The organism is Bradyrhizobium sp. 521_C7_N1_3 (assembly GCF_052075975.1).
Taxonomy (GTDB): Bacteria; Pseudomonadota; Alphaproteobacteria; order Rhizobiales; family Xanthobacteraceae; genus Bradyrhizobium; species Bradyrhizobium japonicum.
The window spans coordinates 486,283-507,965 of the sequence record NZ_CP197232.1; the positions used below are offsets into that span (position 1 = coordinate 486,283).

General features: G+C 64.3%; 21 protein-coding genes, 1 tRNA gene and 1 pseudogene. 17 read left to right on the forward strand and 6 right to left on the reverse strand.

The window, feature by feature from the left end; translation table 11 throughout:
• Positions 1-35: 35 nt before the first annotated feature.
• Together rpmA and rplU are read right to left on the reverse strand one after the other, a co-directional pair.
• Entirely contained in the window at positions 36-305 is a 270-nt protein-coding gene (rpmA, locus tag AB7008_RS02250; protein ID WP_011083253.1) for a 50S ribosomal protein L27, read from the reverse strand.
• A 97-nt stretch (positions 306-402) separates the two neighbouring features.
• On the reverse strand, positions 403-792 hold the full coding sequence (rplU, locus tag AB7008_RS02255; RefSeq protein WP_014490581.1) for a 50S ribosomal protein L21: 390 nt from the start codon (positions 790-792) through the stop codon (positions 403-405).
• A gap of 331 nt (positions 793-1,123) precedes the next feature.
• On the opposite strand from rplU, the gene AB7008_RS02260 reads away from it, so the two are divergent.
• Positions 1,124-2,248, forward strand: a complete 1,125-nt coding sequence (locus AB7008_RS02260; RefSeq protein ID WP_441258358.1) for an ROK family protein — start codon at positions 1,124-1,126, stop codon at positions 2,246-2,248.
• 278 nt (positions 2,249-2,526) lie between these two features.
• Here the strand turns inward: AB7008_RS02260 and AB7008_RS02265 are convergent, their stop codons facing one another.
• Positions 2,527-3,390 carry an alpha/beta fold hydrolase gene (locus AB7008_RS02265; protein ID WP_304492352.1) on the reverse strand — a complete coding sequence of 288 codons (864 nt, stop codon included), beginning with the start codon at positions 3,388-3,390 and terminating at the stop codon, positions 2,527-2,529.
• A gap of 237 nt (positions 3,391-3,627) precedes the next feature.
• Between AB7008_RS02265 and AB7008_RS02270 the strand changes: the two genes are divergently transcribed.
• The 8 genes from AB7008_RS02270 to AB7008_RS02305 all read left to right on the forward strand — a co-directional run bounded on the left by AB7008_RS02270 (position 3,628) and on the right by AB7008_RS02305 (position 10,941).
• Positions 3,628-3,717: transfer RNA gene (locus AB7008_RS02270), tRNA-Ser, on the forward strand.
• 159 nt (positions 3,718-3,876) lie between these two features.
• Positions 3,877-4,830, forward strand: coding sequence for a LysR family transcriptional regulator (locus AB7008_RS02275; RefSeq protein ID WP_247306859.1), 954 nt, complete (start codon positions 3,877-3,879; stop codon positions 4,828-4,830).
• Positions 4,831-4,972: 142 nt separating this feature from the next.
• Complete coding sequence (gene leuC, locus AB7008_RS02280; RefSeq protein WP_439711330.1) at positions 4,973-6,406, forward strand: 3-isopropylmalate dehydratase large subunit; 1,434 nt, start codon at positions 4,973-4,975, stop codon at positions 6,404-6,406.
• The gene (gene leuD / locus AB7008_RS02285; RefSeq protein WP_304492353.1) at positions 6,407-7,054 is read left to right on the forward strand and encodes a 3-isopropylmalate dehydratase small subunit; all 648 of its coding nucleotides are present in this window, start codon (positions 6,407-6,409) and stop codon (positions 7,052-7,054) included. It begins immediately after the preceding gene.
• Complete coding sequence (gene leuB / locus AB7008_RS02290; RefSeq protein WP_304492354.1) at positions 7,051-8,190, forward strand: 3-isopropylmalate dehydrogenase; 1,140 nt, start codon at positions 7,051-7,053, stop codon at positions 8,188-8,190. The genes leuD and leuB overlap by 4 nt, the downstream gene beginning before the upstream one ends.
• Positions 8,190-9,239, forward strand: a complete 1,050-nt coding sequence (locus AB7008_RS02295; RefSeq protein ID WP_028158519.1) for an ABC transporter substrate-binding protein — start codon at positions 8,190-8,192, stop codon at positions 9,237-9,239. Before leuB ends, AB7008_RS02295 begins: the two co-directional genes overlap by 1 nt.
• Positions 9,236-10,069 carry an ABC transporter ATP-binding protein gene (locus AB7008_RS02300; RefSeq protein ID WP_441258359.1) on the forward strand — a complete coding sequence of 278 codons (834 nt, stop codon included), beginning with the start codon at positions 9,236-9,238 and terminating at the stop codon, positions 10,067-10,069. Before AB7008_RS02295 ends, AB7008_RS02300 begins: the two co-directional genes overlap by 4 nt.
• Positions 10,066-10,941, forward strand: coding sequence for an ABC transporter permease (locus AB7008_RS02305; RefSeq protein ID WP_028158517.1), 876 nt, complete (start codon positions 10,066-10,068; stop codon positions 10,939-10,941). Before AB7008_RS02300 ends, AB7008_RS02305 begins: the two co-directional genes overlap by 4 nt.
• Positions 10,942-10,980: 39 nt before the next feature.
• On the opposite strand, the gene AB7008_RS02310 is transcribed toward AB7008_RS02305, so the two are convergent.
• Positions 10,981-11,874, reverse strand: a complete 894-nt coding sequence (locus AB7008_RS02310) for a LysR family transcriptional regulator (RefSeq protein WP_441258360.1) — start codon at positions 11,872-11,874, stop codon at positions 10,981-10,983.
• 116 nt (positions 11,875-11,990) lie between these two features.
• On the opposite strand from AB7008_RS02310, the gene AB7008_RS02315 reads away from it, so the two are divergent.
• From AB7008_RS02315 to AB7008_RS02330, 4 genes and pseudogenes are all read left to right on the forward strand, one after another.
• Positions 11,991-13,631 (forward strand): FAD-dependent oxidoreductase, encoded by a 1,641-nt coding sequence (locus AB7008_RS02315; RefSeq protein ID WP_441258361.1) that lies wholly within the window; start codon positions 11,991-11,993, stop codon positions 13,629-13,631.
• A gap of 80 nt (positions 13,632-13,711) precedes the next feature.
• On the forward strand, positions 13,712-14,692 hold the full coding sequence (locus tag AB7008_RS02320; RefSeq protein WP_441258362.1) for a Bug family tripartite tricarboxylate transporter substrate binding protein: 981 nt from the start codon (positions 13,712-13,714) through the stop codon (positions 14,690-14,692).
• Between the two features lie 122 nt (positions 14,693-14,814).
• On the forward strand, positions 14,815-15,771 hold the full coding sequence (pip, locus tag AB7008_RS02325; RefSeq protein ID WP_441258363.1) for a prolyl aminopeptidase: 957 nt from the start codon (positions 14,815-14,817) through the stop codon (positions 15,769-15,771).
• A 163-nt stretch (positions 15,772-15,934) separates the two neighbouring features.
• Positions 15,935-16,069: pseudogene (locus AB7008_RS02330) on the forward strand (IS5/IS1182 family transposase); the annotation flags it as partial.
• 17 nt (positions 16,070-16,086) lie between these two features.
• On the opposite strand, the gene AB7008_RS02335 reads toward AB7008_RS02330, so the two are convergent.
• On the reverse strand, positions 16,087-16,482 hold the full coding sequence (locus tag AB7008_RS02335) for a VOC family protein (RefSeq protein WP_014490564.1): 396 nt from the start codon (positions 16,480-16,482) through the stop codon (positions 16,087-16,089).
• 278 nt (positions 16,483-16,760) lie between these two features.
• Here AB7008_RS02335 and AB7008_RS02340 point away from each other — a divergent pair, with 278 nt between their 5' ends.
• The 4 genes from AB7008_RS02340 to AB7008_RS02355 all read left to right on the forward strand — a co-directional run bounded on the left by AB7008_RS02340 (position 16,761) and on the right by AB7008_RS02355 (position 20,278).
• Positions 16,761-17,366 (forward strand): hypothetical protein, encoded by a 606-nt coding sequence (locus tag AB7008_RS02340; RefSeq protein ID WP_441258364.1) that lies wholly within the window; start codon positions 16,761-16,763, stop codon positions 17,364-17,366.
• Between the two features lie 36 nt (positions 17,367-17,402).
• Entirely contained in the window at positions 17,403-18,239 is an 837-nt protein-coding gene (locus AB7008_RS02345) for an alpha/beta fold hydrolase (RefSeq protein ID WP_441258365.1), read from the forward strand.
• Between the two features lie 165 nt (positions 18,240-18,404).
• On the forward strand, positions 18,405-19,676 hold the full coding sequence (locus AB7008_RS02350) for a DUF2157 domain-containing protein (RefSeq protein ID WP_441258366.1): 1,272 nt from the start codon (positions 18,405-18,407) through the stop codon (positions 19,674-19,676).
• Entirely contained in the window at positions 19,673-20,278 is a 606-nt protein-coding gene (locus AB7008_RS02355; protein WP_028158512.1) for a GDYXXLXY domain-containing protein, read from the forward strand. Before AB7008_RS02350 ends, AB7008_RS02355 begins: the two co-directional genes overlap by 4 nt.
• 7 nt (positions 20,279-20,285) lie before the next feature.
• On the opposite strand, the gene AB7008_RS02360 is transcribed toward AB7008_RS02355, so the two are convergent.
• Positions 20,286-21,644 carry a PLP-dependent aminotransferase family protein gene (locus AB7008_RS02360; protein ID WP_441261176.1) on the reverse strand — a complete coding sequence of 453 codons (1,359 nt, stop codon included), beginning with the start codon at positions 21,642-21,644 and terminating at the stop codon, positions 20,286-20,288.
• Between the last annotated feature and the right edge of the window lie 39 nt (positions 21,645-21,683).

Below are 21,683 nucleotides of genomic sequence, written 5' to 3' on the forward strand. Positions count from 1 at the left end.
CAAGGACCCGGCGGACTCCAAATTTGGTCCACCGTCTATTCAGCCGCCTCGGCGATCGGGAGTACCGATACGAATGTGCGGCCGTTGGCTTTGGCTTGGAACGTGACGCGACCCTCGATCTTGGCGAACAGAGTGTGGTCCGTGCCCATGCCGACATTAAGGCCGGGATGCCAGGTGGTGCCGCGCTGACGCGCAATGATGTTGCCGGGAATCACGACTTCGCCGCCGAACGCCTTGATGCCGAGGCGCTTGCCCTTCGAATCGCGACCGTTGCGCGATGAACCGCCTGCTTTTTTATGAGCCATGGCTCGTCTCCAAAATCCTGCGTATTTCTAGATCAATTCCTTGACGGAATCATTTCACAATTTCTCACGCATCAATTCGTGATTGCGCGTGATCAAATTATGCGGCGGCCTCGTCGGTGGTCGCTTCCTTGGCGACCTTTTCCTTCTTCGGACGCGGGCCCTTGGTGGGCTTGGCGCCGTCCGTCAGGATCTCGGAGATGCGCAGCACCGTGATCTCGTCGCGATAGCCGCGCTTGCGGCGCGAATTCTTGCGGCGGCGCTTCTTGAACGCGATGACCTTCGGCCCGCGCTTGTGGTCGAGCACCTCGACCGCAACGGAGGCGCCGGCCACCGTCGGAACGCCCAGGACCGGCGTGTCGCCGCCGACCACCAGGACTTCATTCAGCTGTATGATCGAGCCGACTTCGCCTTCGATCTTGCCTACTTCGAGAACATCATCCGGCACGACGCGGTATTGCTTGCCGCCGGTTTTGATGACTGCGAACATCGTTTTTTCTCCGTGTTCAAATCCCGGCCTCGCGACGAGAATCGTCCGGGCCGGCTTTTTGTCAGTCGCTATGGGTTTATTCGCGTTTTGTGCGGGCGGGAGTTATCCCTTTGAAAACCCACGCAAAAACAAACAGCGCGAGAAACGCCCCGCGCCGGTTGCGGGACTTATAGCCGCCGGACGCCGCAAGTCAAGGAAAACCACCGGAAATGGCCCGGATTTGGAGGATTTGGCATCCGTCCCGGCCCTCCCGCGAATCTGCAGCCGGTTTGCAACTTCCGGGTTCCCGCGCCGTTGTCCCGGCCGGAACAGGTAACCGGGCAGGGCTTTCATGGCAACGGACGAACTGGTCAAGACGACGGGCATCGCCACTCACGGCGCGGCACGGCTGCCGTCGGTGGACATCGACAGCTTCAACATCGAGATGAAGGACGAGGACGGTTTCCTCGGCGACCGCGCCAGCAAGGGCGCATTCCGCGAAATCCTCGAGCGCTGGCGCAAGCCCCTGCGCAAGTCCGGCGAGGACCCGTTCGGCAAGGAGCCATCGGATGAGATCAGCAAGAAGACGCTGGACGCCATCCTGATCGGCGATGACACCGAGGCTTGGGCCGTGGTGCACAGCGCCATCGAGGACTTTGCCCAGGAACTCGCCTACGTCACCCGTCGCTTCCTCAAGAGCAAGGCCTGGGCCAAGACCGAGCGCATCGTCGTCGGCGGCGGCTTCCGCGATTCACGGCTCGGCGAGCTTGCGATCGCGCGCACCGAGATCATCCTCAAGGCCGAGGATTTCAAGATCGACATGGTTCCGATCCGCGCCCATCCCGATGAAGCAGGCCTGATAGGCGCGCTGCATCTGGCGCCGTCATGGATTTTCGAGGCCCATGACAGCATCCTCGCCGTCGACATCGGCGGCACCAACATCCGCTGCGGCCTGGTGGAGACCGGCTGGAAGAAGGCCAAGGACCTCTCCAAGGCCAAGGTCGTGAAGTCCGAGCTGTGGCGTCACGCCGATGACGAGCCGACCCGCGAAGGCGCGGTGAAGCGGCTCACCAAGATGCTGAAGGGGCTGATCACCGAGGCCGGGAAAGACGGCTTCAAGCTCGCGCCGTTCATCGGCATCGCCTGTCCCGGCGTGATCAAGGAGGATGGCTCGATCGAGAAGGGCGCGCAGAACCTGCCGGGCAATTGGGAGAGCAGCAAGTTCAACCTGCCGGCGAGCCTGATCGAGGGCATCCCGGTCATCGGCGAGCACGACACCGCGATCCTGATGCACAATGACGGTGTGGTTCAGGGCCTCTCCGAGGTGCCGTTCATGCAGGACGTCGATCGCTGGGGCGTGCTCACCATCGGCACCGGGCTCGGCAACGCCCGCTTCACCAACCGCCGCAAGGACAACGGCAACGGAAAAGACCGGGATTCGACCGAGAACGGCAAGAAAAAGGGCAAGGCGGACTAGCTAGCGTTTTCAAGCGAAGTGGACGCCGGTTCGCGTCAAGAAAACGCGCAAAAACAAGAATCTGGAGCCCCGTTTCGGTTTCATCGGAACGGAAGCGGCTCCAGAGTAACCTTGACTGGTTAGGTTAAGGACCGGATTGCGTTGCGGCGCACAGGACACTCGCTAGGGTCGAATCGTCGCCTCACTCTGGCCGGCGAAGCCGCCCTTCCCAGCCAGTATTTCAATGAGCGGCACGGGACCGCCAGTGTTTACCGCGTCTGGCGGTCCCACCCCTGTCTTCAGCTCCAGCCGATCCGCTGAAAGAACGCCGCGATCTCCGCGGCCGCGCGATCCGGGTCTTCCCGATGCGGGAAGTGGCCGACATCAGGAAACATCGCGAGATCGAGATCGCCAAACGTCTCGCCGAGACGATCGGTCCAGGCATAGGGAAACAGCGGGTCGTGCTCGGCCCAGCGCACGCAGGTCGGCACGTTGATCGGCGGAAGCGGTAGCGCTTCGCCCTTCATCATCGCGACCCGCCCGGCATGCGAGGCGCGATAATGCGCAAAGCCGCCGGCGAGGTTGCCGTCTTTGAGGTAGTTGTCGGCGAAGGCGTCGAGAACATCGTCGAAGGCGTGCTTCCGATGCGCCCAGCCCTTGAGGAAGTGACCGATGTAGAGCCGGCAGCTGTCCCGGCTCGCGCCGACGAGCGCGGGCGCCATCTCCATCTGGTGGAAAGATTGATACCAGATGTGGTTGAGCCTATCGGGCGCCGCCATGCGCGGTCCGATCCCGGAATAGACGAAGTCGAAGAAAAACAGCCCCGCGAGCCGCTCCGGCGCCTGCCGGGCCAAAGGCTGCATCACGGCGCCGCCGACATCATGCCCGACCACGGCGAATCGCTCGATGCCGAGCCCGTCCATCAGCGCCAGCATGTCCGCCGCATGGCCGTCCGGCCCAAATGGCCCATCCGGCTTGTCGCTGTCGCCGAAGCCGCGCAGATCGGGCGCGATCAGCATGAAACGGTCCGAAAGCCTGGATATCACCGGCTCCCAGGTCAGCCAGAATTCCGGCCAGCCATGCAGCAAAAGCAGCGGTTTGCCCTGTCCGGCGCGGACCAGGTGGAAATCGGCGCCATTGGCCTTGATCGTGAGATGCTCCACGGCAGTTCCTCCCGGCGGTGAGAGCGTTTTCGAGCGAAGCGGACACCGGTTCGCATCGAGAAAACGGGTCAAAACAAGAATCTGGAGCCCCGTTCCGATTCACAGGGACGGAGACGGCTCCAGGGCAGGGGCTGAAAGAGGCAGCGGATTTTCCCCTTTCGCGCCTTGTCTGGCCCGCCATCCTCGCCTATTAACGCCCCCAACCACAGGGGCCCTGCTCCTACCATGGCGCCTTCAGGAGAGGTGGCAGAGTGGTTGAATGCACCGCACTCGAAATGCGGCATAGGTGCAAGCCTATCGGGGGTTCGAATCCCTCCCTCTCCGCCATAATAAAACGGCTTTGAGAAAGCCCCGCCAAAAGAAAACAGCCTCTCTGCATCGCAGCCTCTGGTGTCGTCCTAGGGGATTCTGACACCGCACTTGCGACCGGCCGCCAAGCTTCTCCACAATGGCCCCCGTCTAAGACCCCGCCCGAGGATCTTCCGGATGACGGCCAAAATCGATCTCCTCACGCTGCAGCTCTTCGTGGCGATCGTCGAGGAGCAGAGTATCGCGAAGGCGGCGGAGAAGAAGAACATCGCGGCGTCCGCGGTCAGCCGCCGCGTCTCGGATATCGAGGACCTGTTCCAGGTCGAGCTGCTGCATCGTCATTCCAAGGGGATCGAGCCGACACCTGCCGGCTTCGCCCTGCTCGAGCACGCCCGCATCATCCTCGGCAACCTCAGCAAGCTCGAGAGCGAGCTGACGGGATACCGGCAGGGCAAGCGCGGGCTGATCCGGATCTGCGCCAACAAGTCCGCGATCCTCGAAGCCTTGGCAGACGAGCTCAGCCTGTTCCTGGAGCGGCATCCGCTGGTCCACATCGACATCGAGGAGGATCTCAGCCCCGCGATCGTGCGCGCGGTGGTGGAGAACCGGGCCGACATCGGCATTTTCGGCGGCAACATCGACGGACAGGATCTGGAGCTGCTGTCCTATCGCAGCGACAGCCTGGTCGCGCTGGTTACGCGCGATCACCCGCTGGCGGGGCGCAACAGCGTTCGCTTCCGCGAGCTGGTCGATTTCGACTTCGTCAGCCTGGAGAAGGGCAGCTCGATCGAGACGCTGTGTGTCAGGGCCGCCGCGGCGCTCGGGCAGCACCTCAAGGTGCGCATCCGCGTCAGCAGTTTCGATGCGCTGTTCCGTGTCGTCGATGCCCGGATGGGTGTCGGCATCGTGCCGCTGGAGATCGTGCGCGACCGCTACGGCGTCGACAGTCTCGTCACCGTCCCGCTCGATGAGTCCTGGGCGCGCCGCGACCTGGTCATCGGCGTACGCGATTACAAGTCGTTGCCTTCGGTGACGAAGCTGCTGGTGGAGCATTTGCGGACCCATGACGATGCGCGTCTCACCACGAGCGGCGTCTCGGACCGGCTGACGGTCGTGCGCGGCAGAAGCTGACTTCGCTCGTGCCAGAGGCCAGCCATCGCCGGCCGCGATGGCTCCCTGCTCAACCGTCACTGCACATTTCCGCGACGGACTTCTATCCTGCTTTCCAAGGTCGCTGCCGGTCGGCATGATCGGCGGCAACACGGCACATCAGATGCCGAACAGGGGAGGACGGATCGTGGACACGCGAGGTCGCACGCTGCTGGCCAAAATCTGGGACCAGCATGTCATCGCCCATGTCAGCGATGATACCGATCTGCTTCATGTGGATCGCCATCTGCTGCATGACCTCGGCGGCTCCCGCGGCCTGATCGACCTCAAAAGCCGCAACATTCCGGTCCACAATCCCGAGCTGACCTTCGCGACGCCCGATCATGCGATTTCGACGGCGTCCGGGCGTGCCGGCACGATCAAGACCGGGTGGGAGCTGCTGGCGGCGTTGCGGACCGAGACATCGGCAAGCAACATCCGGCTGTTCGACCTCGACCAGCCCGGACAGGGCATCGTCCATGTCATCGGGCCGGAGCTCGGTCTCAGCCTGCCCGGCTGCCTGATCGTCTGCGGCGATAGCCACACCTGCACCCATGGCGGGCTCGGCGCGCTCGCCTTCGGCATCGGCTCCAGCGAGCTCACGCACGTGCTGGCGACCCAGACCATCATCCAGCGCCGGCCGAAAACCATGCGCGTGACGTTCGACGGCCGGTTGCCGCTCGGCGTGACGGCGAAGGATCTCATCCTCGCTCTGATCGGCCATGTCGGCGCCGCCGGCGGCACCGGTTACGCCGTCGAATATGCCGGCAGCGCGATCAGGGACATGCCGATCGAAGGGCGGCTCACCATCTGCAATCTGTCGGTCGAGCTCGGCGCCAAGATGGGGCTGATCGCGCCGGATGAGACGACGTTCGATTATATCCGCGGCCGTCCCTATGCGCCGCAAGGCGAGATGTGGGAGCAGGCCGTCGCGGCGTGGCGGACGCTACGGAGCGACAGCGATGCCGCGTTCGATCGCGAAGTCTCAATCGACGTCGGAGCCATCATTCCCCAGATCACCTGGGGCATCAGCCCAGAACATGTGCTCGGCGTCGATGGCCGCGTCCCGGATCCCGCCGACATCGCCGATCCCGCGCGCCGCGGCGCGATCGAGATCGCGCTCGACTATATGGGCCTGAAGCCCGGTGCGCCGATCGCCGGCACGCCGGTGGATTGGGTCTTCATCGGCTCCTGCACCAACAGCCGCCTCAGCGATCTGCGTGCCGCGGCCGAGGTCGCGCGTGGCCGCAAGGTTGCACCTGGCGTGCGGGCCTGGGTCGTGCCGGGGTCGGAGACCGTCAGGCGCGATGCGATGGCCGAGGGGCTCGACAAGATCTTCATCGACGCGGGCTTTGAATGGCGCGAGCCCGGTTGCTCGATGTGCCTTGCCGCCAACGGTGAAACCGTGCCGCCCGGCCAGCGTTCGGTGTCGACGTCGAACCGGAATTTCATCGGCCGGCAAGGGCCGCGTGCCCGCACCCATCTGGCAAGTCCGGCCATGGCCGTGGCGGCGGCGGTGTCCGGCGCCATCGCCGACGTCCGAACGATGGAGCGCTAGATGCCGCAAGCCTTCACCAAACTGACCGCGACGGCGGCGCCGATCATGCGCACCAATGTCGATACGGACGTCATCATCAGCATCAACCGCATGATCGGAAATTCCGTTCGCGGCAGTCTCGGAAAATGGGCGTTCGGTTCGCTCCGCTATTTGCCTGATGGCTCGGACAATCCGGAGTTCATCCTCAATCGCGAGCCTTATCGCGCTGCGGAAATCCTGGTCACGGGTCCGAATTTCGGCTGCGGCTCGTCGCGGGAGGCCGCGGTGTGGTCGCTGCAGGAAGTGGGTATCCGCGCCATCATCGGATCCGGCTTCGGCGACATCTTCTTCGCCAATTGCTTCCAGAACGGCATCCTGCCTGTGGTGCTGGACAAGGCCGTCATCGACTGCCTTGCCGCAGAGATCGAAGCGAGCCAGGGCGCGGGACGTGTCAGTGTCGATTTGCAGGAGCAGACGGTCACCTCGCCATCGGGCGTGCGGCACGTCTTCGAGATCGATCCGCGCCGGCGCGCGGGTCTGCTCGAAGGCCTAGACGAGATTTCGCTGACGTTGCGGCGGGACCACGAGATCCGCGCATTCCAGGCCTCCGACCGCGACGCGCGGCCGTGGATTCACTTTGCAGGACATCAGGCAGGACGATTGGCATGAACACGCTCTCGAACATGATCAAGGTCGCCGTGGTCAGCGGTGAAGGCATCGGTCCTGAAGTGACCGACCAGTCTCACCGCATTCTCAAATGGTTTTCGGCGAGGCGCAGCATTCCCGTGGCGCTGCGCGAAGCGCAATACGGTCTCATCCCCTATCTCGCGACGGGCAAGGTGTTGCCCGATGACACCGTCGAGGCGATGGAGGAGGCCGACGCCATACTCTGGGGCGCGACCGGCGGCCCTGAAACCACCGAGGTCCCTCCGGCCGCGCGCAAGGCGGGAAGCCTGCTGTCGCTGCGCAGCAAGTACGATCTTTATGCCAATCTCCGGCCCATCGTCGCCAATCCGGCGCTGGCGGATTCCGCGCCGCTCAAGGCCGCAGTGCTGAAGGATGTCGACTTCATCATCATCCGCGAGCTCACCAGCGGCATCTATTTCGGCGAGCCGCGCGGCATCGAGACGCTGCCCGACGGCCAGCGCCGCGGTTTCAACACCCAGCAATACACCACCAGCCAGATTCGCCGGGTGGCGCGAACCGCGTTCGAACTGGCGCGGACGCGCAAGGGCCGGGTTTGCTCCGTCGACAAGGCCAACGTGCTGGAGACCAGCGTGCTGTGGCGCGAGGAGGTCACCGCGCTGCATGAAGCGGAATTTTCCGATGTGGAGCTGACGCACCTCTATGTCGACAACGCCGCCATGCAGATCGTGCGGGCGCCGTCGCAGTTCGACGTCATGGTGACCTGCAACATCTTCGGCGACATTCTCTCCGATTGCGCCGCGATGGCGTCGGGCTCGCTCGGCATGCTGCCGTCGGTCTCGCTCGGGCCGCCGGACCGGCTGGGCCGCCGCAAGGCGCTCTATGAACCGGTTCACGGCAGCGCGCCTGACATTGCGGGCAAGGGCATCGCCAATCCGCTCGGCTCGATCCTCAGCGTGGCGATGATGTTGCGCATCACCCTCAATCGGCCCGATGATGCCACGCTGCTGGAGAAGGCCGTGGATACGGCGCTGGCTGCCGGCGCAAGAACGGCCGATATCGCCGAGCCCGGCGCAAAAAGACTTTCGACCCAGGAGATGGGCGATGCGGTTCTGAACGCGCTCGACAAGGTGGTCGGCAAGGAGAGGGAGCACGCGTGATGAGGACTCGGGTCACCAGACGGGCCGCGTTGACGATCGTCGCCGGCGCCGGTGCGTCCATGGCGGCAGGACGGGCGTGGGCGGATACCCCGTCAGGCCGCGTGATCTATCCGGTGGCCATTCCGGTCTATCAGTCTCAATTCGTCGCCGACAGGGCCGGGTTCTTCAAGGAGGCCGGCCTCGACTGCAAGCTGATCCAGGGCGGCAGCGGCGTGAAAACGCGCGAGATCATCGCTTCGTCCCAGGGGGATATCGGTATCGGCGACATCACCCACCCGATGCAGCTCAGCAATCACGGCCGCAGCGCGCGGGTCCTGATGCCGGTGGATACAAGAAGCAACGCCGCGATCTTCATCATCCGCAAGGATCTGTTCGACCAGGGCATCACCACCCTGGAGGCGCTGGCGAAGTGGAAGCGGCCCGATGGACGAAAGCCGATCGTTTCGGTGTCGTCGCTGGGCGGCACCAACCACGTCTGGGCCTCATACTACATGGAAACCATGGGGCTGGACGACAAGGTGACCTGGATCGGCACCGGCAATGTCGACACCATGATGGGCACGTTGAAGACGAAACAGGTCGATGTTCTCATCAACTCGCCATCGATCCTGAAGGATTCGGTGGAGCAGGGCTGGGGTGCGCTGTTGTTCGATGGAACGGACGAGGCGGTCTGGACCAAGTACATCGGCGGCAAGGTCCCGGTGACGTCTCATTTCACGCTGCAGGCGAACATCGACAAGGACCCGGCGAAGATGCAGGCGTTCGTCACGGCGCTGTGGCGCGCCACCTTGTGGATCAAGGGGCACTCTCCCGAAGAGATCTACGATATGATCGAGCCTTACGTCGGAAGCACGTCGCGCGATGCGAATATTTTCGACAGCGGCGTCATGAAGAAGGTCACCGATTACGAAGGCATCATCGATGCCGCCAGCTTCGCGCGCGGCCAGAAGGTCTGGTTCCGCGAGATGACCGGCATCAAGCCGCTCGCGATGGCCGACGTCGTTAACACCAGCTTCATCGAAGCGGCACGCAAGGCCTATCCGGCTTGACGATCCAGGCTTTACACACGCCGCACGTCGATGCGCCGCCTGACACGCGGCGCATCGACGTGCGCGGTTTGTGCAAGACTTTCCAGCTGGCGGGTACGGCGATCGAGGCCGTGCGCGACGTCTCCTTCAATGTCCGACGCGGCGAATTCGTCGCTCTGCTGGGACCATCCGGCTCGGGCAAGAGCACCGTCCTCAACATGATCGCAACCCTGGTCAAGCCGACCAGCGGTCAGATCCTGATTGATGGTACGCCCGTCGTCCCCGGACAGGCGACGCCCAATGTCGGCTATGTATTCCAGCGCGACACCCTGTTTCCCTGGCGCACCGTCGCCGACAACATCGGTTACGGCCTGCAATTGGCCGGCGTTCCGATCGCGGAGCGCAAGGAGCGCATCGATGCATGCCTGAGGCAGGCCGGGCTGCAGGATTTTGGCAGCGCTTATCCGTCGGCCTTGTCGGGCGGCATGCGCCAGCGCGCCGCCTTGATGCGAACGCTGGTCGTCGAGCCGCAGGTTCTGCTGATGGACGAGCCGTTCGGCGCGCTCGACACCCACACCAAGATCGACATGCACGACGTGCTGCTGCGCATCTGGGAACGGGAAAAGCAGACCGTGCTGTTCGTGACCCATGATCTCGGCGAGGCCCTGACGCTGGCAGACCGCATCATTCTGTTTTCCGCGCGGCCCGGCCGGATCAAGGAGAGTTTCGAGGTGGATTTCGCCCGCCCGCGCAACGCCGTGAAGATCCGGGAGACGCCGCGTTATGCCGAACTGTTTCAGCTGATCTGGCACTCGCTCGGCGAGGAGTTCATCAAGGGCCGCAAGCCATGAGACGAGCGCGCCGCCCCGGCAGGACCCTGGCCTGGCAGATGTTGATCTGCGTCGGCTTCCTGTCGATCTGGCAGTGGGGGTACGATCTGCACGGCCGCCTTCCCTGGCTGGTGCCGGATCTGCTCGACCCCTATTTCGTGTCCAAGCCGTCCGACATCTTCGAGCACTTCCTGATCCTGAGCTGCCTCAAGTCGAAGCTCGGCGTGTTCAACGGCTGGTTCAATGGCGAATTCGCCCGCTGCATGGCGCGATCCGAGAACAATCTCTGGATCGCGACCGCCGTCACCTTGAAGAACACGTTCTTCGGCTTCGTGACAGGCGTCAGCAGCGGCTTTGCGGCGGGCCTCGTGCTGGGCCGCTCGGACCGGCTCAGCGCGATCTTCCAGCCGTTCATCACGGCGGTGAATTCGATCCCTCGCATCGCGCTGGCGCCGATCATCGTGCTGGCCTTCGGCATCGGCGATACCTCGAAGATCGTGACGTCGTGGATCGTGGTCGTCTTCCTGGTGTTCTTCAATACGTTCGAAGGGGCGCGCTCGATCGATGAGGGCTTTGTCAACGCGGCGCGGCTGCTCGGCGCCAGCGAGTGGCAGATCACCCGCACGGTGGTCATCCCCTCGACCATGGCCTGGGTCTTCGCCTCGCTGACGCCCGCGATCTCCTTCGCCCTGATCGGCGTGATCGTCGGCGAATTCATCGGCGCGGAACGCGGGATCGGCCGTCTGATCATCGAATCCGAGGCGCGCGCGGAGGCATCGGGAATGATGGTTGCCGTCGTCGTGCTGATGCTAGTGGGCGTCGCGCTGTCCGCGTTGATCTGGCGATTGCAGGCCTATCTGTTGCGCTGGCAGCAGCATAATCTCGCGGAGTAGCTGTGAACCACAGGGCGGTCTCTCCAGACGCTGCCTCGATCACGGCCCCGCCAGCACCATCCGAGCCGTCGCCACAAACGCCTGCGCCGCCGGCGACAGCGTCCGTCCCTGACGCTGCAGCAGCGACACTGGGCGGGTGATCGCCGGGCGTATCAGTGGTCTCGCGATCAGCGTCGGGAATTGATCGGCCGGCAGCATCGTAGCGGGGAGGATGGCGAGGCCGAGGCCCTGGGCGGTCATGGCGAGCGCGGTGTTGATCAGCGTGACCTCATAGGTCGGAGAAAGGTGCCTGCCTTGCGCACCGAGGGCCTGGTCGATCTGCATGCGGATTCGCGTCTCGCGGCGCATCGCGATAGTCGGAAGCTGCGCCAGCTCGTCCCATGTCAGCGCGCGCCGCGCGGCGAAGTCGGCGTTGCGACGGCCGATCGCGCTCAGCCGTCCGCGGGTCAGCGTCTCGATCGTCATCTCCGCGAACTCACCCTCGACGCTGCCGATCGCGAACTCGGCATCGGTTGCGATCAGGCGCGGAACGAGGTCGTCGGCGGCGACGTCGCGCATGTCGATGTCGATCTCGGGATGGCCTGCGCGGAATTTCGCGAGAACCTGCGGCAGCAGTGCCGAAGCGGCGCCCGCCGACGCGACGAACGCGACGCGACCGGCGCGCGCCTGCGCGAGGTCATGCATGCGCCGTGACAGGCCCAGCGCATCGCTCAACATGCGCTCGGCGGCGTGAAAGGCCTCGTCGGCGGCCAGCGTCGGCTGCACCGAACGCGTGGAGCGGTCGAACAGCTTGACGCCGAGCTGCACTTCGAGCTGCTGGATCAGGAGGCTCGCCGCCGATTGCGTGATGCCGAGCTCGCGGGCGGCCCGCGTGATGCTGCGCGTGCGATACACGCCGGTGAAGGTCCGCAATTGTCGCAAGGTGACATTCATCGGAAAAGCTCATGAATTGATGAGTTCTTTCCGACTTATCGCATAAGAGAGCCTGCAATAAAATGCATGCTGCGCGGGCAACGAATCCGTGGTGGTGCAAGGGGATGGAGACGAGCATGAGGACACAGGTGCTGGTCGTGGGCGCCGGGCCCGTGGGACTGACCGCGGCCATGGATCTGGCTTCGCGCGGGATCGACGTCGTTGTCGCGGAGATCCGCCACGCCGGCGATCCGCCCAGCGTCAAATGCAATCACGTCTCGGCGCGCTCGATGGAAATCTTCCGCAGGCTGGGCGTCGCCGCAAAGCTGCGCGACGCGGGCCTGCCCGCGGACTTCCCGAACGACTGCTCCTACCGGACCACCGCGACCGGCATCGAGCTCTGCCGCATCGACATTCCCTCGCGCGCGCGCCGCTACAGCGCCACCGGCGGCCCCGACACCTGGTGGCCGACGCCGGAGCCGCCGCACCGGATCAACCAGGTCTATCTCGAGCCGATCTTGTTCAGCCACGCCGCCGCTCAGCCGCGCATCACCATTTTGGCGCGCACGGAAATCACCGATATCGAGCAGGACGGCGATCGTGTGGTCGCGCTCGGTCGCGATCTCGACAGTGGAAACGCGCTCCGCATCGAAGCCGACTTCGTGGTCGGCTGCGACGGCAGCCGTTCGCTCGTTCGCAAATCGATCGGCGCCAGCCTGTCCGGCACGCCGGTGATCCAGCGCGTGCAATCGACCTTCATCGAGGCGCCGCAACTGAGGGAGTTGATGGGCGCGCACAAGCCGGCCTGGATGGTGCTCTCGCTCAACCCGCGCCGTTCCGGCACCACCGTCGCCATCGACGGCCACGACCGCTGGCTGATTCACAATCATCTGAGGTCCGACGAGCCTGAATTCGACTCGGTCGATCGCGACTGGTCGATCCGCGCCATTCTCGGCGTCGACGCGCGGTTCGAGTACAAAATCCTCAGCAAGGAGGACTGGGTCGGGCGCCGGCTGGTGGCCGATCGCTTCCGCGACCGCAGGGTCTTCATCTGTGGCGACGCCGCGCATCTGTGGATGCCCTATGCGGGCTACGGCATGAATGCGGGCATTGCTGATGCCGTCGACCTCTGCTGGCAATTGGCGGCGCATCTGAACGGCTGGGCACCGGCTTCGATCCTCGATGCCTATGAGGCGGAGCGTCAGCCCATTACCGACCAGGTGTCGCGCTTTGCCATGGACCATGCAATGAAGATGATGGCGCAGCGCGGCGGCGTGTCGGCGGAGATCGAGGACGACACGCCGCGCGGCCACGCGGCGCGCGCTTCGCTTGCGAGAGCGGCCTACGATCTCAACGTGCAGCAATATTGCTGCGCAGGCCTCAACTTCGGCTACTACTACGATGCCTCGCCGATCATCGCCTATGACGGCGAAACCCCGCCGGCCTATGCGATGGGAAGCTTTACGCCCTCCACCGTGCCGGGCGCCCGCGCGCCGCATGTTTTCCTGCGCGACGGACGATCGCTCTACGATGCTTTCGGAGCGGGCTACACCTTGCTTCGGCTTGACCCGGCGATCGATGTGGCGCGGCTGCTCTCTGCCGCAGAACAGCGCGGCATGCCGCTCGCGCTGGTCGACATCGCGCCGGATGAGGCGAACGGGGCCTTTGCCGAGAAGCTCGTCCTGGCGCGGCCCGACCAGCACATCGCCTGGCGCGGGCAGGCCGCGCCTGAAGATCCGCAAGGCCTGCTTGCGCGCATCACTGGTGCTGCGGCGTGATTGAATAGCAGGCTGCCTGCCAACCGCACGGCAGCCTGGTCGTGCCTACAAACAAGAATACGTAATGGGGGGAGGAGAAATTGTTTCACGTTGCAAGGCGCCGCATTCTGGTCACGCTGACGGCCGCGACTTTCGCCGTGTTGCCGCTGGAGGCGGTCGAGGCGGCCTATCCGGAGCAATTGATCAAGATCATCGTGACCTTCCCTCCCGGTGGCAGCGCCGACACCGTCATCCGTGCGCTCGAGCCCTTGGTAACTGCCGAGCTCAAGCAGAGCCTGGTGATCGAGAACCGCGCAGGCGCTGGGGGCAATATCGGCATGGCCGCGGTCGCCCAGGCCAAGCCCGACGGCTACACGCTCGGCGTTGCGCCGGCGGGCGCGCTGACGGTGAACCCGCACCTCAATTCGTCGATGCCGTTCGACCCAAAGGATCTCGCGCCGATCACGCTGCTGGCCGAAATTCCCTTCGTGCTGGTCGCGTCCGCAAGCGTGCCTGCGCACAACGCGACGGAGACGATCGCGCTCGCCAAGGCAAAGCCAGGCGCACTGTCGATCGGGCATGGCGGCAATTCGACCGCGATGCATCTGACGGCAGCGCTGTTCACGCAGAAGGCGGGGATCAGCATGGAGCTCGTTCCGTATCGCGGGACGGCGCCGGCGGCGGTTGATGTCCTTGCGGGACATGTCCCCTTCGCGGTGCTGGATATCCCCGCATCGAGGCAACTGATTCTCGAAGGCAAGCTCAACGCCGTCGGCGTTTCCTCGGCGCGCCGCCTCCCATCCTTGCCCGATGTGCCGACCCTGGCCGAGAGCGGTATTGCGGGCTTCGAATCCGTGGGCTGGTTCGGGCTCGTTGCTCCCTCGGGCACGCCTGCGGACGTCGTCGCCAGGTTGAACGAGGCTTTCACAAAAGCCCTGAAAGATCCGGTGGTGGCCGAGAAGATCCGGACCCTCGGCGCAGAGCCCGCCCCGACCTCACCGGAGCAGTTCGGCCGCTTCATTCAGAGCGAGAGCACGAAATGGGGCAAGCTCATCAGCGAGGCCGGCATCAAGGCGAACTAGGCCGCGTACCCATAGACCCGGTGCGACATGTGACTGGTGGCTTCGTCCGCTTTGCTCCTATAACCGAAACCACCATGATCGCGGCGTGCTAATCGAACCTCGTGGTGCCAAACGGAGGTCGTATGAGTCAGTTGAGGTCCATGTACCCACCCATCGAGCCCTATAGCGCTGGCACCCTCGACGTTGGAGAAGGTCACCGGGTTTATTACGAACGGGTGGGGACGCCGGGCGCGAAGCCGGCGGTCTTCCTGCACGGCGGACCGGGCGGAGGTTTGTCCCCTGAACATAGGCGTCTGTTTGATCCCAATCGATATGATGTCATGCTCTTCGATCAGCGAGGATGTGGGCAATCAACCCCGCATGCGGGGCTCGAAGCGAATACGACTTGGCATTTGGTATCGGACATCGAGCGCTTGCGTGAACTTGCAGGCGTCGACAAATGGCTCGTGTTCGGTGGCTCGTGGGGATCGACTCTCGCGTTAGCTTATGCAGAAACGCATCCCGACCGCGTCAGCGAGCTTGTTCTCCGTGGCGTCTACACCGTCACCAAGGCGGAGCTGCAATGGTACTATCAGTTCGGCGTCTCAGAGATCTTTCCGGAGAAGTGGGAAAAGTTCCAGGCACCGATACCCCTGAGCGAGCGAGGCGACATGATTGCGGCGTATCGCAGCCGGCTGACGAGCGACGATCGAGCCACCCAGCTCGAGGCAGCCAAGGCTTGGGCTATTTGGGAGGGCGAAACGATCACGCTGCTGCCTAATCCAGCATTCTCGACATCGTTTGGCCACGACCGATTTGCGCTCGCGTTTGCGCGATTGGAGAACCACTATTTCGTTCACGATTGCTGGCTGGAGGATGGGCAACTTCTGCGCAACGCTCACCGCCTCCGCGGTATCCCGGGAGCCATTGTTCACGGCCGCTACGACATGCCCTGTCCAGCCCGATATGCGTACGCGCTGCACAGGGCTTGGCCTGATGCCGCATTCCATCTGGTCGAGGGTGCAGGTCATGCTTGGTCGGAGCCCGGTATCCTCGATCAACTGGTGCGCGCCACCGATCGCTTCGCGACAGCACTGTAAAGAGGGCAACGACGAAGTCGGAATAAATCCGGGCGCAGAAGAGGAGAATCATCCGTTGGTGGCGGGCTGGTCTCTGGGGCCGCATCATCGACACGCTGGGTGCTTGCTACTCCACGTAAGAAGAGCGTCTGCGACACGTCGATTGTCCGCGTGCATCAGCACTGAGCGCTTCTTCAACAGGATCAAGCAATGCCGTCGTGTGGCGACGCGTTATGACAAGCTTGCCGCCAACTATCTCGCCTTCGTCCAACTCGCTTCAATCGGGCTATGGCTCGGCGCCAATGAGTCCACGTCCTAGGCCTTCCTCTCCGCCGCTCAAGCTTGCTTGTTCTGACGCAGCCGTGACGGCCAGCCGATCCTGACCAGGGTCTCGTCCGGGTCCGACAGCGCAAACTCGTACATTCCCCACGGCGTATCCTCCGGCCCCTGTCCGTTGGCCAACTCGCCCGAAAACTCTCGCGCGAGTTCGTCGACGGCCTCGGTGTAGAGATAGAGGCCGAACGGGTTGCGGCCTCTGATCAGCCAGCCTTCGACGGCATCGGTGAGATGGAGATGGCCACCCTTTCCATCGGAGAGGATGCGATAGCTGTCCTCACCGTCCGCCGGCTTGTCGCCGTCCGCGCGCGTAAAACCGAGCCGGGCGTAGAATTTCTCCGAGGCGGCGAGGTCGTTGCAGGGAAGGATGGATGTCAGTGCGTGAGTTGGAGGCATGCGAATCCCTTTGCGTTAGACCGCTGATACGTGGGGACGGAAGGTTCAAAGTCGTCACGGCCCGCCGTTCCGACCAGCTTGCGTCCTTTTGAAGACGACCTTATAACCTCGCGCAGGTGCCGAAGGGGCGCCTTCCCGCACAAGAGGCTCTCACCCTTCGAGAGGTTGTCCGTTTTCTTCCGGCGATACGATCCTTCGATCGGCATCCGGGAAGGCTAACGATGACGAGCCCTTTGTTCGGCAATAGCGGGAGTGTCGGACGCCTCATTGGGGTTGTCATGAACACCGTATTCTCGTCGGGTGCTGCAACGCTCGAATTCCCAAGTACGTGCGATGAATTGCTGCGTGAAATCAAAATTCGCGCGCGGCTACGCTTGAACGATCTGACCAATGAATCGCCGGACGTGATCTTCTATGCACGCTGGATATCGAGGCGGCGGCGCTGGGCGTGGCCCGCGAAATGGAAGTTGAACCACGCTCTCAATATAGTCTGCACGGAGCTCGGTTTCCAGGATTGGGAACATGCACGTCATGTGCTTGGCGGGCAGGCCAAGCCAACGGATGATATGGGCGGGCTGTGGTACGATTTCCGTTGCCAGCTTCTGCTGAACAACTGGTTTGCGAGCTACGCCGAAGCTCGTGCCTTCTGCAAGCATGGCGCGACCCGCTTTCTGTTTCCGTACGCCTGGCAGGTCGTCGTGGGCGACGAGAATTTCGTGCGCATGCTGGGGCTCGATCCTGAATCACCGCTGTGGGAGGAAACCCGGCGCGATCTCCTCGCAAGCTATGGCACGCCCGCCTGGCGCACCCTCTGCCATCTGCGGCTGACAGCGACCCGTGGTCGCCTTCCGATCGGTCGCAGGCCGGCGGCGCGGAATCTCTAGCACCATCGACGTCCCCTCAACGATCGCGCCCGCGGAATGAATCCGCGCGCCGCTTTCGCGTCAATTCTTTCAGAAAGCCATCGACATATGACAAGTCTCTTCGCAACGACCAGCGACGGCAGCCGCATTGCCTATGAACGCGCCGGTTCCGGACCCGCGATCGTGCTCCTCCACGGCGGCATGCAGTCGCGTCAGGTCTGGCACGCGGCCGGCTACGTCAGCGAGCTCCAGTCCAACTTCACCGTACTGGCCATAGACATTCGCGGTCACGGCGATAGCGAAAGGCCGCGGGATCCAATCGCCTACTCCGTTGATCGGCACTGCGACGATATTCTCGCGGTCGTCGATCACGCTTGTATCGAACGGCTTATGCTCTGGGGATATTCCTACGGAGCGAACGTAGGGCGTTATCTTGCCGCTCGATCCCAGCGCGTGCTTCGGTTCGTCATGGTGGGCATACCGTTTGGCTCAGGCGCCGTCGGTGAATTTCGCACCACCATTACCGGCGTCCGCGATCGATGGGCGCCAATCCTCAAGGCTCAAGAGGAAGGCAGTCTCGATGTCGAAGCGTTGACGCCCCCCGAGCGGGCTTATCTTCAAAGTGGTCGCGCCGGCCCTGAGGTGGCTTGGCTCGCGGCGATGCTGGATTGGGAAGATATCGATCCAGGGCGTCTTCTTTGCCCGACACTTTGGATCGTTGGCCGGGAAAACCCGGCCGCGCTCGGGAACGCGCAGACCATCGGGACTGCATTGCAGTCGACCAAAGTACAGCTCGTGATCCTTGACGGCTTGACCCATGAGGCCGAACTGAGTGCGGTCGATCTCGTCCTGCCTCGAGTTCGTCAGTTTCTGCATGGCGGGTCATCATCATGACGGCCGGTTACTTACTCGGTTCGACCGTGAACGCGAAGCCGCCGTCGCGTGGGGGCACGCGCCCGGTGCCCCCGCAACCAGAGCGGTCACAGGTTGAACCTGATACCGTCGCGGCCCGACCAACAGCATCCCGCCAGCCGGCAGGGAGCGAGGTGTTTCACGACGATGTTCGACAAAACCTACCGACAGCGCCTCGAGGCTGATCTTGCGCAATGGGAAGCCGATGGCGTGATCGCGCCGGCGGCGGCCACCTCCATCCGCAGCGCGCTGCCGCCGCTCTCGCCCGGCATCAACATCGCCGTCGTCGTTGCCATCGTCGGCGGCCTCTTGATCGCAGCCGCCTTCCTCGCCTTCGTCGCGGCGCACTGGACGGAGATCGCGCGGCTACTGCGGTTCGCGATCCTGGTCGCCGGCATGGTCGTCGCCGGCGGCCTCGGAGCGTGGTTCGCCACGACGGGCCGCACGGTTCTCGCCGATCTCTGCGCGAGCATCGGGGCGATCATCTTTGGCGCGGGCATCGCGCTGGTCGGCCAGATGTATCATCTCGGCGAGGACTTCGCCGGCGGCATGCTGCTGTGGTCGATCGGAGCATTTGCCGCCGCACTGCTGACCGGATCGCGCGGCGCGCTCGCGGTCGCCCTCGTCGCCGCCTGCATCTGGACCTGTATGCGCAGCCATGATGCGCCTGACGTCCTGCATCTTCCGTTCGTGGCGGTCTGGTTGATCGCTGCCGCGCTCGCGCTTGCATGGAATTCCCGCGTGGCGGCCCATCTCGTCGCGGTCGCGCTGCTTCCGTGGTGGATCGCGACGTCGCTCCGCTTCGAGCTCGACGGTGCCCAGCCGTCGTTCGTGCTCGCGAACGGCGCCGCCTTGCTGTTCGGCGCCGGGCTCGCGATCGCCGCTGCGCCGTTGCCGCGGGCGCGGCGTCTCGGGACTGTCCTGTCGATCTACGGAGCGTTTTCGCTGGCGGCCGTTGCTTGCCTCGAGGTGACAACGGTCGATGACATCATCCGCTTCCGGAACAGCACGGTGCCGGCCCAGCCGCTTTGGGCGATCCTGTGCGGGGCCGCGGGCGTGATCCTCGCGCTTGCGTCCGCCGGCATCACCAGGCGTGCAGGTGAAATCCTTGCAGCATGTTCGATCGGGCTGGTCCTGCTCGCCGCGCCGATCTGGCCGGCATCCACGGCCGGCGAGCCCTGGTTCGCCTATGCCGCGCTGCTTTGCGCCATGCTATGCCTCGTCGTCTCCGGTGTGCTCGATGATGTGCGTCCGCGGATCGTCGCCGGCTGGCTCGGGATCGCCGGCGTCATCGCGGGCATCACCTGGGCGGTGAAGGGCTCGCTGCTGCGCCGCTCGGCCTTCCTTGCCGCGGCCGGTGTTGTTGCCGTCGTATTTGCCACCGCGCTCAATCGCGCGCTGCCGAGGGCCCAGCGATGATGGAGCTGACCGCGTCCGTGACAAAACTCTGGCAACGCATCCCGAAAGCCGTGCTGTTCGGTGTCACCGTCCTGGTTCAATGCACGCTGCTGGTGCTGATGGTCGCCGATCGCATGCAGATCCTGCGCGAAGGCCGTGAGGTGACGTTGCAGACGCAGCCGGTCGATCCCCGCGATCTCCTGCGCGGCGACTATGTCGTGCTCCGCTACGACATCTCGCAACTGCCGGCGGGCACGCTTGCCGGTCAGCCGGCGGCCGAGCGCAAGCCCGTCGTGTTCGTCAAGCTCGCGCCGAATGCCAATGGGCTGTACGAGGCTGTGTCAGTGTCGGCCGAACCGGTCACGGTCACGGCTCCCGAAATCCTGATCCGTGGCCGCGTCAGCTATTCCTGCGGTTCGACCGGTCGCACCTTTTGCGACAAGCTGGCGATCAAATACGGTCTCGAAAGCTATTTCGTGCCCGAAGGCGAGGGCAGGAAGCTCGAGCAGGCCCGCAACCAGCAGAAACTCCGGGTCGTCGCCGCTGTACTCCCCTCAGGCCGCGCCGCCATCAAGCGCCTGCTGCTCGACGGCGAGCCGGTCTATGAGGAGCCGTTGTACTAGGCGCTGATCATTTGGCTTTCAGCGCCCGCCGCAGCACGTCCCACATCCGCGGATCGCTCATATGCGCCACGTTGAAGCGCAGGAAGTCCGATGCCGTTTGCGACACGCTGAAGACGTTGCCCGGCGCGAGCACCACATCCTCCTCGAGCGCGGCGCGCGCGACGGCGGTGGCATCCTGCCCACCCGCGAGCCGGCACCAGAGGAAGAAGCCGCCGCGAGGCATCAGCCAGGGCTCGATGCCCAGCGCCTGAAGTTTTCGCGCAACGTCGCGGCGCGTCCGCGTGAGCTTCTGCCGGAGCTCGTCCATGTGCTTGCGATAGCTGCCGCCGGCCAGGACCTTGGCGATGATTTCGGTTGCCACCGGGCTCGGGCCGCCAAAACTGGTCGCGACCTGGAGGTCGACGAGGTGCTCGATCCAATCCGCCCGCCCTGCGATGTAACCGCAGCGCACCGAGGCCGACAGCGTCTTGGAGAAGCTGCCGATGCGGATCACGCGGTTCAATCCGTCGAGCGCGGCAAGGCGCGGCGAGCGCTCCGGCTCGAAGTCGCCGAAAATGTCGTCCTCGATGATGGTGAGGTCGTGCGTCGCGGCCGCAGTCAGAAGCCGGTGCGCGGTCTGGAGCGAGATCGTCGCGCCGGTCGGATTGTGCAGCGCTGAATTGGTGATGTAGAGCCGCGGCCGCTCAGCCGCGAGGATCTGCTCGAAGCGCGCGACATCGGGGCCCGACGGCGTAAAGGGCACGCTGACGATCTTCGCCTGATGCGCCCGCAGCAGCGCGCGAAAATTGAAGTAGCAGGGATCGTCGACCAGCACGGTGTCGCCGGGACGGAGCAGGAAGCGGCAGATCAGGTCGGTTGCCTGCGTGCCCGAACCGGTCAACATCAACTGGTTGATCGAGGCCTCGATCGCGTCTTCGGCGAGGCGCGTGAGCAGTAGTCGGCGCAGGGCAGGGGAGCCGCTCGTGCTGCCGTAATTGGTCAAAACGCCCGCATCGGTGCGGGCAAGCGCGCGGGTGGCGCGGCGCAACGCCGCTTCCGGCATCCATTCCGGTGGCAGCCAGCCGCAGCCGGGTTTTGGCACGGCATCGTCCGTGTCGAGCGATTGCCGTGACACCCAGAACGGGTCCACGGCCCGGTCGCGGCGGGGCTCGACCTCGGTCAACGCCAGCGGCGGGGTGACAGCCGGTGAGACATAGAAGCCCGAGCCGCGACGGGCGCGGATCAGGCCGTCGGCGGCCAGCCGATCACAGGCTTCGACGACGGTGGACGGCGAAACACCCATTGTCGCGGCAAGGCTGCGGATCGACGGCAGGCGGTCGCCGGCACCGAGCGCGCGGGCCGCGACCTTGGCGCGGATCGCGCCCATCACGTCGCTGGTGCGCGTCCCGCCCCGTCCCTTCGTTTC